Annotated in this window: 11 protein-coding genes; 8 read left to right on the forward strand and 3 right to left on the reverse strand. The window is 52.1% G+C overall.

The window, feature by feature from the left end; all coding sequences use genetic code 11:
- Positions 1–195 precede the first annotated feature (195 nt).
- The gene (locus tag H6G62_RS22685) at positions 196–411 is read left to right on the forward strand and encodes a hypothetical protein (RefSeq protein ID WP_190499430.1); all 216 of its coding nucleotides are present in this window, start codon (positions 196–198) and stop codon (positions 409–411) included.
- Between the two features lie 58 nt (positions 412–469).
- Here the strand turns inward: H6G62_RS22685 and H6G62_RS22690 are convergent, their stop codons facing one another.
- Positions 470–3,376, reverse strand: coding sequence for an EAL domain-containing protein (locus tag H6G62_RS22690; protein WP_199325186.1), 2,907 nt, complete (start codon positions 3,374–3,376; stop codon positions 470–472).
- A 29-nt stretch (positions 3,377–3,405) separates the two neighbouring features.
- Positions 3,406–4,833: an extracellular solute-binding protein gene (locus H6G62_RS22695; RefSeq protein WP_190499433.1), complete on the reverse strand. Its 1,428-nt coding sequence runs from the start codon at positions 4,831–4,833 to the stop codon at positions 3,406–3,408.
- Positions 4,834–5,542: 709 nt separating this feature from the next.
- On the opposite strand from H6G62_RS22695, the gene psaA reads away from it, so the two are divergent.
- The 7 genes from psaA to H6G62_RS22730 all read left to right on the forward strand — a co-directional run bounded on the left by psaA (position 5,543) and on the right by H6G62_RS22730 (position 14,945).
- A complete protein-coding gene (gene psaA / locus H6G62_RS22700) occupies positions 5,543–7,807 on the forward strand; it encodes a photosystem I core protein PsaA (protein ID WP_190499436.1) in 2,265 nt (754 codons plus the stop codon).
- A gap of 106 nt (positions 7,808–7,913) precedes the next feature.
- A complete protein-coding gene (psaB, locus tag H6G62_RS22705) occupies positions 7,914–10,115 on the forward strand; it encodes a photosystem I core protein PsaB (protein ID WP_190499438.1) in 2,202 nt (733 codons plus the stop codon).
- Between the two features lie 81 nt (positions 10,116–10,196).
- On the forward strand, positions 10,197–10,475 hold the full coding sequence (locus tag H6G62_RS22710; RefSeq protein WP_190499440.1) for a hypothetical protein: 279 nt from the start codon (positions 10,197–10,199) through the stop codon (positions 10,473–10,475).
- A complete protein-coding gene (locus H6G62_RS22715; RefSeq protein ID WP_190499442.1) occupies positions 10,476–10,769 on the forward strand; it encodes a hypothetical protein in 294 nt (97 codons plus the stop codon). It abuts the gene before it with no gap.
- A complete protein-coding gene (locus tag H6G62_RS22720; protein WP_190499444.1) occupies positions 10,769–11,137 on the forward strand; it encodes a DUF2442 domain-containing protein in 369 nt (122 codons plus the stop codon). The genes H6G62_RS22715 and H6G62_RS22720 overlap by 1 nt, the downstream gene beginning before the upstream one ends.
- A gap of 258 nt (positions 11,138–11,395) precedes the next feature.
- Positions 11,396–14,599 (forward strand): hypothetical protein, encoded by a 3,204-nt coding sequence (locus tag H6G62_RS22725; protein ID WP_190499446.1) that lies wholly within the window; start codon positions 11,396–11,398, stop codon positions 14,597–14,599.
- Positions 14,600–14,708: 109 nt separating this feature from the next.
- On the forward strand, positions 14,709–14,945 hold the full coding sequence (locus tag H6G62_RS22730; RefSeq protein ID WP_190499447.1) for a hypothetical protein: 237 nt from the start codon (positions 14,709–14,711) through the stop codon (positions 14,943–14,945).
- Between the two features lie 2,071 nt (positions 14,946–17,016).
- On the opposite strand, the gene H6G62_RS22745 is transcribed toward H6G62_RS22730, so the two are convergent.
- Positions 17,017–17,333, reverse strand: a 317-nt coding sequence (locus tag H6G62_RS22745; RefSeq protein ID WP_190496501.1) for a transposase, incomplete at its 5' end; no start/stop codon positions are given.

A 17,333-nucleotide genomic window follows, 5' to 3' on the forward strand; every position in this document is an offset into this window, starting at 1 on the left:
GGGGCTATCTGGTTGTTCATCCATGACTACAATCGCAACATCCGAGAAAAGCTGGCCAAGCAAGGTCATCCGGCTTTTTCCTCTAGCCTGCACTAAAATGCACTACCCTTTTGGCGACGAGACAAACATCTACCCTTTGAGGTCTATAAGCTGGTTGGGAAGGACTATCACTTGCAGAGCGGTGAACCCTTCTGGATGCCAGAAATTGGCCTAGGTCTGGGGCGCTGCACGTTACCCACCGACCCCATTAACCGAGAAGCCCTGGGCTGGTTTAATCAACAGGGCCAGCGTTACCCCACCCCCGCAGAATTGGCTGAGCAAGGGATCGAACGGGCAGAGCAGGAGCGCCAACGGGCCGAGCGTTTGGCCGAGAAACTGCGGGAACTGGGCATTGATCCCGATTCCCTGTAGGGGCTTGGCTGGGAAAGTGGCTGGTCAGATTTCCAGAGATTCGACGATGGCGGACGCCCTAGGACAGCCCTAGGGGCACGGTGGCGTGGGCTTGCACCAGGGTTTCGGCTTGGTCGGCGGGGAGAGAGCGGGCAATGAGGAATCCCTGGATCGCGTCACAGCCCAGAGTTCGTAGGCGTTGGGCTTGGAACTCGGTTTCGACGCCTTCGGCCACCACGGTCATTCCGAGGGATTTGGCGATTTGAATGATGGCGGTGACGATACTGACATCATCGTGGTCGATGTCGATGTTTTCGACGAAGGATTGATCGATTTTGAGGGTGTTGATGGGGAAGCGTTTGAGGTAGCTGAGGGAGGAATAGCCCGTGCCAAAGTCGTCCACGCTGATGCTGACCCCTCGGCGTTGCAGGGTGGAGAGGGTGTTGAGGACGACCTCCACGTTGGACAGCAGCAGGCTTTCGGTGACTTCTAGGCCCAGGCTGGTGGCGGCTAGCCCGGTGCGCTGAAGCATGGCCTCTACCTGGTCGGGAAATTCGGCTTGCTCGAACTGGGCGGCGGCGACGTTGACGTTCATCCTCAGTCGCCGAGCCGCTGGCCAACGCTGGCACCAGTCGGCCATTTGGTGGCAAGCGGTCTCAAAAATCCAATGGCTGAGGGGAATGATTAACCCGGTTTCCTCCGCCAGGGGAATAAACTCCACGGGGGGAACCAGCCCTCGCTGGGGATGCTGCCAGCGAACGAGGGCCTCGAAGCCTAGAAGGGTGTGGTCGGATAGGCGAACAATGGGCTGGTAGTGCAGGATAAACTCTTGGCGGTCTAGGGCTTGGCGCAGGTGGGTTTCTAGCTCAAAAAGCTGGATGGCGCTTGCGTGCATGGCGGGGTTAAAAATCACGTAGTCCGACGATGGCCCCCTGGCCTTGGCCTGATACATGGCGTTGTCGGCGTCGCGTAGCATGTCTTCGCCCCGGTCGTATTGGGGGCTGGCCAGGGCAATCCCCAGGCTGGCGGTGCTAAAAAGGGTGTGCCCCATCACCGAAAAGGGGGTTTTGATATCGGCCTGGATTCGTTCGACCACATGGATCGCTTCATTTAAGTTGACAATGCGATCCAGCAAAATCACAAACTCATCGCCGCCCAGTCGGGCCACGGTGTCTACCGTCCGCACATGGCGCAGCAGAATTTGGGCAATTTGAATCAGCAGTTGATCTCCCACCAGGTGTCCCAGGCTGTCGTTCACCACCTTAAAGCGGTCTAGGTCAATGAAGATCACCGCAAACATTTGGTCGGGGTAGCGTTTGGCCCGTTGTAGCGCTTGATCCAGCCGTTCGATGAACAGGGTGCGGTTGGGCAATCCAGTCAGGGCATCGTGGAGGGCTTGGTGGCGCAGTTCTTCCTCGGCCAGCTTGCGGTCGCTAATGTCGATAAACGTTACCACCACCTGGGTGATCTGGTGGTGTTCATCAAAGGTGGGGAAGGCGTTGATTAAAGCCCAGGTGCAGTCTCCAGGCTGGTCAGAATGGCGAATGCCCAGCATTTGATTTTCCATGGGTCGCCCCGTCGCCAATACCCGATTCACCGGATACTGCTCCACCGGAATCAGCGTGCCGCTTTCATCCACCAAGGGCCAGGTGGGTTCCAAGGCTCCGTAGCCAACAACGGCCTCTGCCGATACCCCCAGCAGTTTGGCCCCCATGCGGTTACACATGGTAATTGTGGTATCCGGCGCATGAACTACCACTCCGGCCTGAAGGTGATCCACCAATAAACGGTAGTTAGCCTCGCTGTGGCTCAGTTGTTGCAGGGCCAGCGCTAAGGATTGGGCCTGTTCCTGGAGCGATTGGTTAGCCAGGGCCAGGGCTTCGGTGCGTTCCTCTACCCGCTGCTCTAGGGTAACGAGGCTACAGCGCACCTGATCCACCATATGGTTAAAGGCTTGGGCCACCGCCGCAAATTCGTCCTCCCCGGTCATTTCCAGGGGATGATCGAGGTCTTGCTGGGCAATTCGTTCCGCCGCTGCCACCATCAGGGTGAGGGGATGGATAATCCGCCGCCCTAGGATCACACTGGCCCCCACCGCCAACCCCAGGGCACTCAGGGCCGTGGCCATCAGGGCGGCACTGCTTTGGCGAGCGGTGCGGGTGAGGGCTAGTTGGGCCGTTGAGGATTGATTTTCGGCTCGCTGACCAATTCCGGTCAAAATTTGGTTGATGTCTCGGTTAATGTTGCTGGCCACGATCCGGTTCACCTGCACCTGCTGATCGAGCAACAGCACCGCCCGCAGGGAGTCGAGGTAAGTCTGGGCAAGGCGTTGGGGAGAGTCTGGATCCTCGGTGGCCGGAATTTCCGCCAGACTGGCCTCTAGCTGGTCTAGCCCTTGATAGAGGTCATTCAGGTGAGCGGGATTTTGGCTGTTGAGGTAGGTTTGCTGCTGGGCTAGGAGTTGCCACACCTGCCGATCAAGCTCGGCTTGGCCCAATCTACCGTTCTCTGGCAAAGCGGCCAAAACCGCCTGGGCCTGGACATAGAGGTCGAGGTTGGCCTCGCTGTTGACGATCTGATGCACCGTATTTTGAAAGGCGAGATCGTAGTTATTAAATAGAGACTCTAGCAGCGCCAAGGATGGGGCCAATTCAGGGGTTTGAGCGGCCAGGGGTTGGAGATCGGCCAAATTTTGCTGCACCTGGGCCAGATAGTAGCGATGGCTCTGAATGTTCTGTTGGCTGTTGTCCTGATTGTGGACACTCCCTTCTCCCTGTCGCCAGGTGTCGAAATAACGCTTCTCTGCCTGACGGGCCAGCAGAAAATGACTTTTGAGTTGCAAACTCAACTCCTGCACCTGCTGGGCTTCGGCCAGGGTGGCTTGGCTGTAGTAGTAAAACCGCTGCAAACTGACGTAGCTAATGGCTGCACTCAGTCCGTGGAGCACCAAAATGACCCCAAAGCCCAGCCGCAACTGACCGCGCATGGTTTTGGGTAGGCAGCCACGAAGTCGCCCTAGACCCATTGCTCCTCCTGGGCCAGGGCCAGTTTTTGCAGCACTGTGGCTTGAAGCTGGTCAGCCGCCGCTTGTGGATCTTCGCCGTCGTAGATGCGGTGGATGGTAGCGACAATGGCGAGGGCCACCTGATTCCACTGGGGATGGAATACTGCTGTGGGGCGCGAGGTGCGCATGGCTGTCTGCACCGCCAGGGCGTAGTCTAGGGCCATGGCTTCGGTGTAGGCCGAAGGCGTTAACCAGGTGGAAAAACGCGGTGCGCCCCCCGTTGCCACGGCAATTTTGGCCTCCATGGCGGCACTGGTGGCCCACTGAATAAACAACCAAGCCGCCTGGGGATGGGGTGATTGTTTGGAGATGCCTAGCCCCCAAAGCCAATGTCCGGTCAGGCTTTGGGGCTGTACCCTAGGCAGCACGGCATAGCCCACTTCCCCGGCAATGGTGGAGGTTTCGGGATTTTCAAAATCGGGGCCAAACAGGCTGGCATCGATATAAAAGGCCGCTTCCCCATCGCGGAACCGTTGGGTGGCCTCGGCCCAGTCCATCTGTTTAATATGGGCTGGCCCTGCCCGCATCAGGTCGGCATAGGTGGCTAGCCCCTCCACAATGCGCGGATCGGTCATGCGGGGGTGACTCCAATCGCCATCAAACCAGACATTAAAGGGCAGCGGCGTCGGTTCACTTCCCCAGCCGTTCAAAATAATCCCCGTTACCGTATCAATAATCGTGTCGGAGGGAATGCCCCGCAGCACCATGCCGATGGCCTCGCTGCTGGCGTTGATCTGAGCCGCTGCCTGCACCAGTTCCGCCATGGTTGAGGGCACCTGTCCGCCCAAAAACCGATCCACCAGGCGCTTGTTGTAGAACAGGATATAGACCTCCACTGTGGCCGGAATGCCAAACAATTCCGCTTCGGCCTGTCCTGGGGGATACATCGCCGCTAACCGGAACCCCTCTGGGAAGTCGTAGAGGTTGTAGTCGCGGGTGGTGAGGGTGGGGTCGTGGATAAAGGGGGTGAGGGAATGCAGCCGATCTCCCCGCCACAGGCGATAGGCGGTGGAATCCATGGGTAGAAAGAAGGCATCCACCTCCTGGGGACGGTTGTTAAGGGCGGTCTCCATCTCCCTAAAGTAGTCTGGTTCCGCGATGGTCTGAATCCGCAGGGTCATCCCCGTCAGCGATTCAAACTCGTTTAAATAGGGTCGAATGCCCTGCGTCCAAGGGTGATCGTTCAACAACAGCCGCAGCTCGGTGCCCGCAAACTGTTGCCACAGGTCGGCCCCTGGGCGTTGGCCTGCGTCTGGAGTGGGTGGATCGGGAGTGCCCGCGCAGGTGCTGGTTAGCCCCGGCAGAAGACCAGCGGCCAGCGCCAGCTTCAGCAGATACCGTCGGGGAATTTGCCCTAGGGCATAGGCAGGTTTGGGCATGGGACTCAAGCTCAACCACCAAAGAACAGCCGACCAATACTAATGATCACACCTTTCGTCAGGGCAGCCTACCCCTAGGTGTCATACCAGCAGACGAGGTAGATTGCCAAACGCCCATGTCTATAAGAATCCCCCAATTGGAAAAAACCATGCTTTCCATAGCCTAGGACGCAGGTGATCGTTATATTTTGTTACAAATCCCGGTTGTTTGTTACAAGTATTGACCTCAGCGGCTACCCCATTCCTCAGCCACAGATCCGCCCTAGATCAACCCTTACGGAAATGCTGGCGGGACGGAAAACCCTGGGTCGCTCTAAGCCGAGCTTGGGGACTCGCGATAGGTTAGGGCTTTTTATCGTGATCCCCTGAATCTCTCATCAATACTTAATATTTGTTTACAAAAACCCTTGGAGATCGTGGATTGGCCCAGCAAAAGCGGGGTTTCTTATTGAGTTTTGTTAATGCCCCCTAGGGTGGAGTTCAATTTTGTGATCGGAGTATTTTTGGAATGCCCACAGATCAAGGGTTTCCACAGGTTGAATTATTGTTAACCTCTGCCAAGAACCGTCAATTTACGAGACTATAATGCTCAAGAGCAATCACCGTCCTAGTAGCGGTTATACCGACAGGCCCTTGGGTCGTCGATATAGTTCACACAAGGCGATATGATTCTCGCTGTTTGCTTTTGTCTAGAGAGAGGAGAGTCTCCATGACAACTACCCCGCGCGAGCGGGAGGCGAAGGTCAAAGTCATCGTTGACAAGGATCCAGTGCCTACTTCCTTTGAGAAGTGGGGTAAGCCCGGACACTTTGATCGGACTTTGGCTAAAGGCCCCAAAACCACCACTTGGATTTGGAACCTCCACGCCGACGCTCACGATTTCGATAGTCATACCAGTGATCTAGAAGACATTTCGCGCAAGATCTTTAGTGCGCACTTCGGTCACCTAGCCGTCATCTTTATCTGGCTCAGCGGCATGTACTTCCATGGCGCTAAGTTTTCCAACTACGAAGCCTGGATGACCAATCCCACGGGCATCAAGCCCAGCGCCCAGGTCGTTTGGCCCATCTTTGGCCAAGAGATTCTGAACGCCGATGTGGGTGGTGGCTTCCACGGCATCCAAATTACCTCTGGTCTATTCCAGATGTGGCGGGCCGCTGGCTTCACCAACGGCTATCAGCTCTACGTCACCGCCATTGGTGCGCTGGTGATGGCTGGCCTGATGCTATTTGCGGGCTGGTTCCACTACCACAAGGCCGCTCCCAAGCTGGAATGGTTCCAAAACGTGGAATCCATGATGAACCACCACCTGGCAGGTCTGCTGGGTCTGGGCTGCCTGAGCTGGGCGGGTCACCAAATCCACGTTGCTCTGCCTGTAAACAAAATGCTGGATGCTGGCGTGGCTCCCCAGGATATCCCCCTGCCCCACGAGTTCATCCTGAATAAGAGCTTGATGGCGGATCTGTACCCCAGCTTTGCCGAGGGTCTGAAGCCCTTCTTCACCCTCAACTGGGGCGTGTACTCCGACTTCCTCACCTTCAAAGGTGGCATCAACCCTGTGACGGGTGGCCTGTGGCTGTCTGACACGGCTCACCACCACCTGGCGCTAGCGGTTCTCTTCATCGTTGCGGGCCACATGTACCGCACCAACTGGGGCATCGGCCACAGCATGAAGGAAATCCTGGAAGGCCACAAGGGTGATCCCCTGCTCTTTGGTGGCAAGGGCCACGATGGCCTGTACGAGAACCTGACCACCTCCTGGCACGCCCAGTTGGCGGTTAACCTGGCCATCCTCGGTTCCATCACCATCATCGTGGCGCAGCACATGTATGCGATGCCTCCCTATCCGTACATCGCCACGGATTACCCCACCCAACTGTCGCTGTTTACCCACCACATGTGGATTGGCGGCTTCTTGATTGTGGGGGCTGCGGCCCACGCCGCGATCTTCATGGTGCGCGACTACGATCCCGCCGTGAACATGGATAACGCCCTGGATCGGATGCTCCGTTCCCGCGATGCGATTATCTCCCACCTGAACTGGGTGTGTATCTTCCTCGGCTTCCATAGCTTTGGTCTGTACATCCACAACGACACCATGCGGGCTCTGGGCCGTCCCCAGGATATGTTCTCGGATTCCGCTATCCAGCTTCAGCCCATCTTTGCTCAGTGGGTGCAAAGCTTCCACGCCGCTGCCGCTGGCGGTACCGCTCCCAACGCCCTGGCTGGGGTTAGCCCCATCTTCGGTGGCGATGTGATCGCGGTGGCTGGCAAAGTGGCCATGATGCCCATGACCCTCGGCACCGCCGACTTCATGGTGCACCACATCCATGCCTTCACCATCCACGTGACGGCGCTGATTCTTCTGAAAGGCGTGCTGTACGCTCGCAGCTCTCGTCTGGTGCCCGACAAAGGCGAACTGGGCTTCCGGTTCCCCTGCGATGGCCCCGGTCGGGGTGGCACCTGTCAGGTTTCCGGTTGGGACCATGTGTTCCTGGGCCTGTTCTGGATGTACAACTCCCTGTCCATCGTGATTTTCCACTTTAGCTGGAAGATGCAGTCCGACATTTGGGGCACCGTTAGCCCCGATGGCACGGTGTCTCACATCACGGGCGGCAACTTTGCCCAAAGCGCCATCACCATCAACGGTTGGCTGCGCGACTTCCTGTGGGCCCAGGCTTCCCAGGTGATCGGTTCCTACGGTTCCGCCCTGTCCGCCTACGGCCTGATGTTCCTGGGTGCCCACTTCGTTTGGGCCTTCAGCCTCATGTTCCTGTTCAGTGGTCGCGGCTACTGGCAAGAACTGATCGAGTCCATTGTTTGGGCTCACAACAAACTCAAGGTGGCTCCCGCCATCCAGCCTCGCGCTCTGAGCATCACTCAGGGTCGGGCGGTGGGTGTGGCTCACTACCTCCTCGGAGGCATTGCCACCACCTGGGCCTTCTTCCTGGCTCGTATCATCGCGGTGGGCTAGGTTTCTCGTCATGGAATCTCCTGGTTATGGGGGATCTATCCCTAGGTCTCCCATAACTAACCAGCCGCAACATGACTCAAATGTCGTATTAAATCCGTTTTGATTCATGGCAACTAAATTCCCTAAATTTAGCCAGGATCTGGCAGCCGATCCGACCACACGGCGGATCTGGTACGGGATTGCCACCGCCCACGACTTTGAAAGCCACGATGGCATGACCGAGGAGAATCTTTACCAAAAGATCTTCGCCTCCCACTTCGGCCACCTGGCAATCATCTTCCTGTGGACTTCGGGCAACCTGTTCCACGTCGCCTGGCAAGGTAACTTCGAGCAGTGGATCAAAGATCCGCTCAACGTGAAACCCATCGCCCACGCGATTTGGGATCCCCACTTTGGTCAGCCTGCGGTAGATGCCTTCTCCCAAGCTGGTTCCTCTACGCCCGTTAACGTCGCTTTCTCCGGGGTTTACCACTGGTGGTACACCATCGGGATGCGCACCAACACCGACCTGTACTCCGGGGCCGTGTTCCTGCTGATTCTGTCCGCCATCTTCCTGTTCGCAGGTTGGCTGCACCTTCAGCCCAAGTTCCGCCCCAGCCTGTCCTGGTTCAAGAACGCTGAATCTCGCCTCAACCACCACCTGGCTGGTCTGTTCGGCGTCAGCTCCCTGGCTTGGACGGGTCACTTGGTGCACGTCGCCATCCCCGAATCTCGCGGTGTGCACGTGGGTTGGGATAACTTCCTCTCCATGAAGCCCCACCCCGAAGGTCTGATGCCCTTCTTCACCGGCAACTGGGGCGTGTATGCCCAGAGCCCCGATACCTCCAGCCATGTCTTCGGCACGGCGACCGGTGCGGGTTCTGCCATCCTCACCTTCCTGGGTGGGTTCCATCCCCAGACCGAGTCTCTGTGGTTGACCGACATGGCTCACCACCACCTAGCCATCGCGGTGATCTTCATCGTGGCTGGGCACATGTACCGCACCAACTTCGGCATCGGCCACAGCATCAAGGAAATCTTGAATGCCCACAAGCCCCCCGCAGGTGGTTTGGGTGAAGGCCACAAGGGTCTCTATGACACCCTGAACAACTCCCTTCACTTCCAACTGGCGCTGGCCCTGGCTAGCCTCGGCGTGGTCACCTCCCTGGTGGCGCAGCACATGTACGCGCTGCCCCCCTACGCCTTCATGGCTAAGGACTACACCACCATGGCGGCCCTGTACACCCACCACCAGTACATCGCTGGCTTCATCATGGTGGGGGCCTTCGCCCACGGTGCCATCTTCCTGATTCGGGACTACGATCCCGCCGCTAACAAGAACAACGTCCTCGACCGCGTTCTTCAGCACAAGGAAGCCATCATCTCCCACCTGAGCTGGGTGTCCCTGTTCCTGGGTTTCCACACCCTGGGTCTGTACGTCCACAACGACGTAGTGGTGGCCTTTGGCACCCCCGAAAAGCAAATCCTGGTTGAGCCCGTCTTCGCCCAATTCGTGCAAGCGGCCTCCGGCAAACTGCTCTACGGCTTTGATACCCTGCTGTCCAACGCCGACAGCGTTACCCAAACCGCCAACGCCGTCTGGCTACCTGGCTGGTTTGAGGCCATCAACAGCAACGCCAACTCGCTGTTCCTGACCATTGGCCCTGGCGACTTCCTGGTACACCACGCCATCGCCCTGGGTCTGCACACCACCACCCTGATTCTGGTCAAGGGTGCTCTGGATGCCCGTGGTTCCAAGCTGATGCCCGACAAGAAGGATTTCGGCTACAGCTTCCCCTGCGACGGCCCTGGCCGTGGCGGCACCTGCGACATCTCCGCCTGGGACTCCTTCTACCTGGCGATGTTCTGGATGCTCAACACCATCGGCTGGACCACTTTCTACTGGCACTGGAAGCACCTCAGCATCTGGTCTGGTAACGTGGCTCAGTTCAACGAGTCCTCCAACTACCTGATGGGCTGGCTGCGCGACTACCTGTGGCTCAACAGCTCTCAGCTGATCAACGGCTACAACCCCTACGGCATGAACAACCTCGCCGTCTGGGCCTGGATGTTCCTCTTCGGACACCTGGTTTGGGCTACCGGCTTCATGTTCCTGATCTCCTGGCGGGGTTACTGGCAAGAGCTGATCGAAACCATCGTGTGGGCCCACGAGCGCACTCCCCTGGCGAACCTGGTTCGCTGGAAGGACAAGCCCGTTGCTCTCTCCATCGTTCAAGCTCGTCTGGTGGGTCTGGCTCACTTCACTGTGGGTTACATCCTCACCTACGCCGCTTTCCTAATCGCCTCCACCTCCAGCCGCTTCGGCTAAGGTTGGCCTAGTTAGGTAATCGGTTTGGTAAAGCCTGCTCTCACTGGTTGGGAGCGGGCTTTATCGTTTTTAGCGATAGAAATGCCCATCATTTTTTCTTGCTATGCTGAAGCTAGTCATCATCAGGTTGCTCCTATGACAGACTCCAATGAATTTGTGGGTGAGAAAACCTCGGCCATACAGCCCGATCAGAACCGCATCTTTGCAAAAGGGAATCGGGTGATTGCCTTTGCCTCTGGTGGCTCTTTCCTGGGTGCAATGGTGGGGCAGATTCCAGGGGCCGTGTTGCTCGGTGTGCTTGGGGCGATGTTTGCCTTGGTTTACAACCCTGAAACGGCGAATGCTGGCGGAAAGGAATAAATGAGTCAGTCCATTTTGACTCTCTGGGGGTTGCTGTCGGGTTGCTTGATTATCGCTGTGATGGTGGTTAAAGCATCGCGTGGACGACGGCTAAAGATTACCCTAGAAGACTTCATCGCCCTAGCTTTGTCATCCCTTGGGTGCATTTCCAGCATTCACCTAATTTACAAAGCCTTTTCCCTGGAAGAGCTTCGCGAAATCTTAGACGGTGACATCGTAACTTTGATTATTGGCGGACTTGCTGTTCTCTGGGTATCTGGCAAAGAAGTGATCCGAATCATGTTGGATGATTGATGGCAAAAGCACTTGACGACACTCAATTTCTAGAACAGTACCAACGAGCTGTAGAAGCTGCTAACCAAGCTAAGGCGACAGAACCTCAAGCGGTATCAGCCCATTACGACAATGTAAACCGCTTGATCGTGATCCGCCTCAACAGTGGGGCATCATTTAGCTTTCCGCCTGATATTGCCCAAGGTTTAGCGGGCGCATCACCAGAAGACCTAGCCGCCGTAGAGATCACACCTTCTAGAACAGGGTTGCATTGGGAAAAGTTGGATGCCGATTTCTCTGTATCGGGTCTTCTCAGCGGTCGCTTTGGTACAAAAGCCTGGATGGCTACTTTGCAAAATGCGCCTAGCTACTCACAAGCTATACGATGACTATGTTTAACACCTTTGATCGAGCCGTTTACACTGACTTACTCTTACAAGTAACCCCAAAGGTGATTGAAACCCAAGAAGAATATGAGGCAACTCTAGCTATCGTGGAATCTCTAGTGTTCAATCACAATAGAACGCCTGAACAAACGGCTCTTTACCAGCTTTTAGTGATCTTGCTAGAAGCCTATGAGCAAGAACACTACGCACTCGACTTGATCTGTGATTAAGTGAGTCACGTATTTTACAGGAGAAGATGAAATGACTCAATCAATCGAGGAACTGGCGGGTAAGCGTCAGCAATGGGTTGAGGCAAACCGTGAAAATGGTTTTGAATCTGGTCTTAAGCGTCTATTGACGGATCTTTATCCCGATAATGCCCACTTTATTTATGAACTTCTGCAAAATGCCGAAGATGCTCAGGCAAAAGAGGTCAGGTTTATCCTGCACGAAGATCATATTGAATTTGAGCATAATGGCGAAAAGCTATTCTCAATCCAGGATGTAGATGCAATTACCAGTATTGGAACCAGCACAAAGCGTGATGATGTCACTAAAATTGGGAAGTTTGGTGTAGGTTTCAAAGCGGTCTTCGCCTACACGGAGTCTCCTGAGATACGATCAGGTAAATTACATTTCCAAATTAGGGATATGGTGGTTCCCTTTCAAGTATTGGAACCCAAAGAAAGTATTAGTCAAACACATTTTATTCTTCCGTTCAACAATCCTAAGAAGTCTCAAGATCGTGCCAAAAAAGAAATTGAAAACCTGCTAAAAGCCCTAAACGCGACTACCTTACTCTTTCTTACACAGATCGAAAAGATAGAATATCTCCTTCCTGATTCATCTCTTGGATATATTAAACGCATCAATCTTGGGGATAATAAATTTGAAATTCGTGTGCAGCAACCCAATGAATCTAATCCATCTTCATCTTGGTTTCTGAAGTTTGACAAGGAGGTTCAAATCGAAGACGAGGAGGCAGAGAATGATGGTCAAAAACAGAAAAACTGTCGCATTGCTGTAGCCTTTGGATTGTCACCAGTTAAAGCAAAAACAGTCACTAAGGGAAGACAAGATAGTAACACGGATAACATGTCCGAATGGAAACTCATGCCAATGAGTTCAGGGCGCGTCTGCATTTACTTTCCAGCAGAAAAGGAGATCTCCAATCTGCAATTCCATCTCCATGCACCCTTTGCTTCCACTGTTGCCCGCGATAGTGTGCGGGACTTTGCTGGAAATAAAGCACTGCGTGATCATCTTGCTGAGCTGTTGGCTGAGTCTATGATCTCGATTCGAGATCAGGGCTTGTTAACCGTACCAGCATTGGCGATTCTACCGAGTGATGAGGATAAGCTACCAGAACCTTATAAGCCGATCATGGATCGACTTGTTCAAGCATTTCAGGAACATGCTCTTGTTCCAATGAGGAAAGGAGGTCACGCTCCCGCATCGGCTATATTCAGAGGCAAGAAAGCGCTTTTGGATCTTATTGATGATGATGACCTAGTGAGACTTTTAGGCGGTAGCTATAGCAGCCCAATTTGGCTGAAAAATCCACCTCAGCAGAATCAGCGTGAAAATGCCTTCTTGTCGATGCTCGGTATTAAGAACTGGGGAACCGCTGATCTTGTGAAAGCATTAGGAGAGATGAGTGATGAGGATCGAGCGTTATGGATGAGCAGTAAAGATGATAAATGGCATCAAACCCTCTATGAGATGCTGATGGATTATCTAGATGAACATAGATGGTACGGTGCCGAATTGGAAAACAAGGTCAAGTCTATTTCGACAGTAAATCTTATTCTCTGTAGTGATGGAATATATCGAAAAGGAAAAGACTGTTATTTCCCAACCGCTGAGGTCGAGGAAGACAGTGAGTATCATCGTGTTTCAAAGAGAGTTTATCCACCTAGTAAAAATAGGAAAGAGAAAGTTTTTAAGTTCCTTAACGGAGTCGGCGTACGCGAAGTAAATGAAAAGGCCGAAATAGAGAAAATTCTAGAAGATAATTACTCGCAGGAGGCCATTCTCAGTGAAGTTAATAAGCGAGATATAAATCACATTAGATTATTTTCTGAATTTCTCAAGAAGCATCCAGAATGTTCAGGGATCTTTCATAAATATTATATTTTTAACCTTGAGAGAGGTAAGTGGGGAAAACCTTGTGATGTTTATCTTGATTCACCATTTTTGAATACTGAACTACGGGAGTGGTACGAGTCACTTGAGGATTCTGCAAGGTTAAATCCTTTGTCGGAACGATATAAGACATGCAACACAAAACTTAATGAGATTGCTGAGTTTGCTGAGAAGGTTGGGGTGACTACGCACTTAAAAGTGGAAAGAGCAAAAGTTACCCATGACCACCCGGAGTGGCATGACTTATCTTCAAAAGGAGGAGAACGCTTTACTGGATCTGGAACTAATGTAGACTACCTTATTCCTCATCTTAGGGAATTCCTAGCATCTCCATCTATCAGTAAATCTAGGCTTGTCTGGCATACAATAATAAAATTGGATAATGATTGGAGTAAATACTCAAAAGCTTGCTTCAGTCGAAATTCATCTTATTGTGCATCTGCCGAATCAACATTAGTTCATGACTTAAGAATAATAAACTGGATTCCTCAGAAGATAACAGAGGGAGACTATGAGTTTGTCAGCCCCCATGATGCAATAGTGGAGAGACTACCAGAAGGGTTTGGATACCAAACTGGGTGGCAATGGCTGCGTGATATTGGATTTGGAGCCAACATTCAAGCACAAAGAAAATTAGAGCAGCAGGAACTAGAGCGTCAAACTAAAGCGTATAAGCAGAAAGAGGATATTGCTAAAGAATTAGGTTTTGACTCATTAGAAGAAGCAGAAGAAATAACACGACTGAAGAAGGAAGAGCCAGAAATATATGAGCGATTGCTAAAGAGGAGTGCTGATCAGAAAAAACGCCCGTTATTTCCAACTAGATCGGTAGATAACCCTGAACATCGGCAAAAGAATCTGGATAAGCAACTTTCTGTTGCACCCAGAAAGAAATATACGGAAAGACCAAGAAGCACTCGGACTACTAAAAGTAGGATTGACCCAAACACATGGCTGCGAAGTCAATATACGAACGTCTCTGAGGAGATGCCTTGTCAAATCTGCAAAGATGAAATGCCTTTTAGAAAACGTGACGGCGAATACTATTTTGAGGCAGTCGAAATTTTCACAGGAGATATCGCATTACCACAAGAGTATGAAGCTCAATATCTAGCGCTCTGTCCTGTTTGTGCTGCCAAGTACAAGGAGTTTGTGAAAAAAGATAGAAGCGAAATGATTGAACTGAGAGAATCCATCATTAGTACGGAGGATTGTGAAATTCCTATTACGCTTGGCGATACAAGCACTAGCATTCGTTTCGTAGAAACTCACTTTCACGATATTAAACACATTCTGGAAGAGCGAAAAAACATTTATTGACAAAGCTAGGTTTTCGTAAATAGTGATCTGAAAAAGAAAGTAGGAATTCTGAGTCCTAATTCTATGTCAAGCACGATATTAGATTGCTGTCCTTGCTGAATGTGAAATTATGAATCGAGAAGTCGCTCAAACCATTGCATCAGAAGTGCAACTATTCCAGACCCTTGATCAAAAAGAAAACTTTCTCTTTTTGATTGGTGCTTTGCTGGCTAGAGTCATCAGCCTCAAGAAAGCTTCAGAAATCATGCAGCTTGAGCCTTCAGAATTTCTCAAAATCCTCGATCTAATGGGAATTGAGTTCTCCTATCTATCTGAAGAGGATATCGAGATAGAGAAAAGTTGGTGAGCAAATGCGAATAGCATCAATTCATTTATCAAGCCCCCCTTCCAGATCAAATTGATTGCGTCTTCACGCCATGAATTCAGACAAAATCCGCCTAATTCAAGCTATTGACCGATTACCTGACACGTTAATCAAGCCAGTGGTCGATTTCGTGGAGTTTCTGTTGTGGAGACAAAAAGCTGGCTCTGAGGATACAGCCTCAACCGAAAATAGCCCAAATGCAGAGGACTCAGCTTGGCTCAACTCCGACCTCTCAAACTTAGGTGCCCTTGGTGGTGCAGAAAACTCCTAAAACCCTTGTAGACAAAGGATTCTCAGCGAGACAGCGGATTTGGGATTTCTCGGCAACTTGAACGAAGGCAATGGGTTTCAGTCGCCATTTTTGCCGTCTGGGCTGTCCACCATGAGACTCAAAAAAGTTTTCTGCACCACTAAGCTTAGGTGCCTGTGAACCCTACGAATGGGGCGAGGGAGAATTGAAAGAAGGGAAGCCCGTCAAATATATTCCTGGCAAAGGGCTGGTGATTGAAGAATGACGGAACGAATACTTCAATACGGGGAGGCACTGGACTGTAAAGTGGGATGCCTTTTGGAACCCCCGCTATGCAAGGGCTTTGGGTAACGAGGAATCAAGGATCATACTTTTGGGAACCAGTGCCTACGGGGATGTCGTTACGGTTGCTTTCCCTGAACAAATCCCACAGGTGCGTGAACCGGAAGGTTATCGCCCAGCCATTATTGTAGGGATGCCTGAAGAACTTGGTATATCTAGGTTTAGGTTAGTCATTGTTGTGCCAATCACTACAGATAGGGGAATGCCTTGAGCGATCAATTCCCCCAACCTTTATCCCAGCTTCCCAGCCGGAACAGGGGGTTTATCCTCAGCTTCAATTGCCCTACTTGGTCAAGTGTGAGTGGTGGATGTCAGCGGAATTATTAAGTATTGTGGCCCCCTTACTCCCAACCAGTATGCAATTATTGAGAATGGGTTACCTCAACTCCTGATCTCGGTGGAAAAACTCTCATGGATGCCAGCGCGACGGATCGAGACACTGTAAAGCAGGCAGTCACCCATTATACCAAATCTGAGCCAGAAGACCCCGATTTCCAGACCGACGAACCGTAGGGGTGAGGTCTCCTTGCCCGCTGATACCGGGGGCAAATAAGCCGGATTTAGTATTCATGCAGGTCGGTTGGGATAGAGGCCGACGAGTGAGAGGAAACCTGATTTATGGTTGCTTCAAATAAGAATGAGACCGACTAGCTGTTGGGAGTCAAGATGTAGCGGGCTTTCAGGATTCTCAAGCTAAATTGGCATGACTATATCTATACATCGGGCTGTGCGGGGATGTCGTTACGGTTGCTTTCCCTGAACAAATCCCACAGGTGCGTGAACCGGAAGGTTATCGCCCAGCCATTATTGTAGGGATGCCTGAAGAACTTGGTATATCTAGGTTTAGGTTAGTCATTGTTGTGCCAATCACTACAGATAGGGGAATGCCTTGAGCGATCAATTCCCCCAACCTTTATCCCAGCTTCCCAGCCGGAACAGGGGGTTTATCCTCAGCTTCAATTGCCCTACTTGGTCAAGTGTGAGTGGTGGATGTCAGCGGAATTATTAAGTATTGTGGCCCCCTTACTCCCAACCAGTATGCAATTATTGAGAATGGGTTACCTCAACTCCTGATCTCGGTGGAAAAACTCTCATGGATGCCAGCGCGACGGATCGAGACACTGTAAAGCAGGCAGTCACCCATTATACCAAATCTGAGCCAGAAGACCCCGATTTCCAGACCGACGAACCGTAGGGGTGAGGTCTCCTTGCCCGCTGATACCGGGGGCAAATAAGCCGGATTTAGTATTCATGCAGGTCGGTTGGGATAGAGGCCGACGAGTGAGAGGAAACCTGATTTATGGTTGCTTCAAATAAGAATGAGACCGACTAGCTGTTGGGAGTCAAGATGTAGCGGGCTTTCAGGATTCTCAAGCTAAATTGGCATGACTATATCTATACATCGGGCTGTGCGTTGTTGGGAAAGGTGAGGGTGAAGGTGGTGCCTAAGCTGATATGCATTTAAATTGCATTGACTGTGTTTCCTTTGTTTTTGATCTTGCGATCCCAGTTGATGACAAGCTGCCCTTCGTTCAATAGGTTATGAACAAGCGCTTCTAAATCCTCAATCGACTCAAATAGACGATTGGCAATGAATTCCTTTGCAGAGTGCCAAACTAACTCGATTAAATTATAGTCCGGACTGTAGGGTGGCAGAAATTCTAAAACAATGTTGGGCATCTCCTTCGCTATCTTCTCTAGAATCTCTGCCTTTTTATGAATACTTGCATTGTCTAAAATGATAAGAATCTTAGGGCCATCCTGCTCAAAGTCTTCAA

This window comes from Phormidium sp. FACHB-1136, assembly GCF_014697375.1.
Classification (GTDB): Bacteria; Cyanobacteriota; Cyanobacteriia; order Phormidesmidales; family Phormidesmidaceae; genus Nodosilinea.

Excerpts from the sequence above, each read along its gene's own strand:
- H6G62_RS22685 (WP_190499430.1), top strand. The coding sequence starts at position 196 with ATGCCAGAAATTGGCCTAGGTCTGGGGCGCTGCACGTTACCCACCGAC.
- H6G62_RS22690 (WP_199325186.1), bottom strand. The coding sequence starts at position 3,376 with ATGCGCGGTCAGTTGCGGCTGGGCTTTGGGGTCATTTTGGTGCTCCAC.
- H6G62_RS22695 (WP_190499433.1), bottom strand. The coding sequence starts at position 4,833 with ATGCCCAAACCTGCCTATGCCCTAGGGCAAATTCCCCGACGGTATCTG.
- psaA (WP_190499436.1), top strand. The coding sequence starts at position 5,543 with ATGACAACTACCCCGCGCGAGCGGGAGGCGAAGGTCAAAGTCATCGTT.
- psaB (WP_190499438.1), top strand. The coding sequence starts at position 7,914 with ATGGCAACTAAATTCCCTAAATTTAGCCAGGATCTGGCAGCCGATCCG.
- H6G62_RS22710 (WP_190499440.1), top strand. The coding sequence starts at position 10,197 with ATGCCCATCATTTTTTCTTGCTATGCTGAAGCTAGTCATCATCAGGTT.
- H6G62_RS22715 (WP_190499442.1), top strand. The coding sequence starts at position 10,476 with ATGAGTCAGTCCATTTTGACTCTCTGGGGGTTGCTGTCGGGTTGCTTG.
- H6G62_RS22720 (WP_190499444.1), top strand. The coding sequence starts at position 10,769 with ATGGCAAAAGCACTTGACGACACTCAATTTCTAGAACAGTACCAACGA.
- H6G62_RS22725 (WP_190499446.1), top strand. The coding sequence starts at position 11,396 with ATGACTCAATCAATCGAGGAACTGGCGGGTAAGCGTCAGCAATGGGTT.
- H6G62_RS22730 (WP_190499447.1), top strand. The coding sequence starts at position 14,709 with ATGAATCGAGAAGTCGCTCAAACCATTGCATCAGAAGTGCAACTATTC.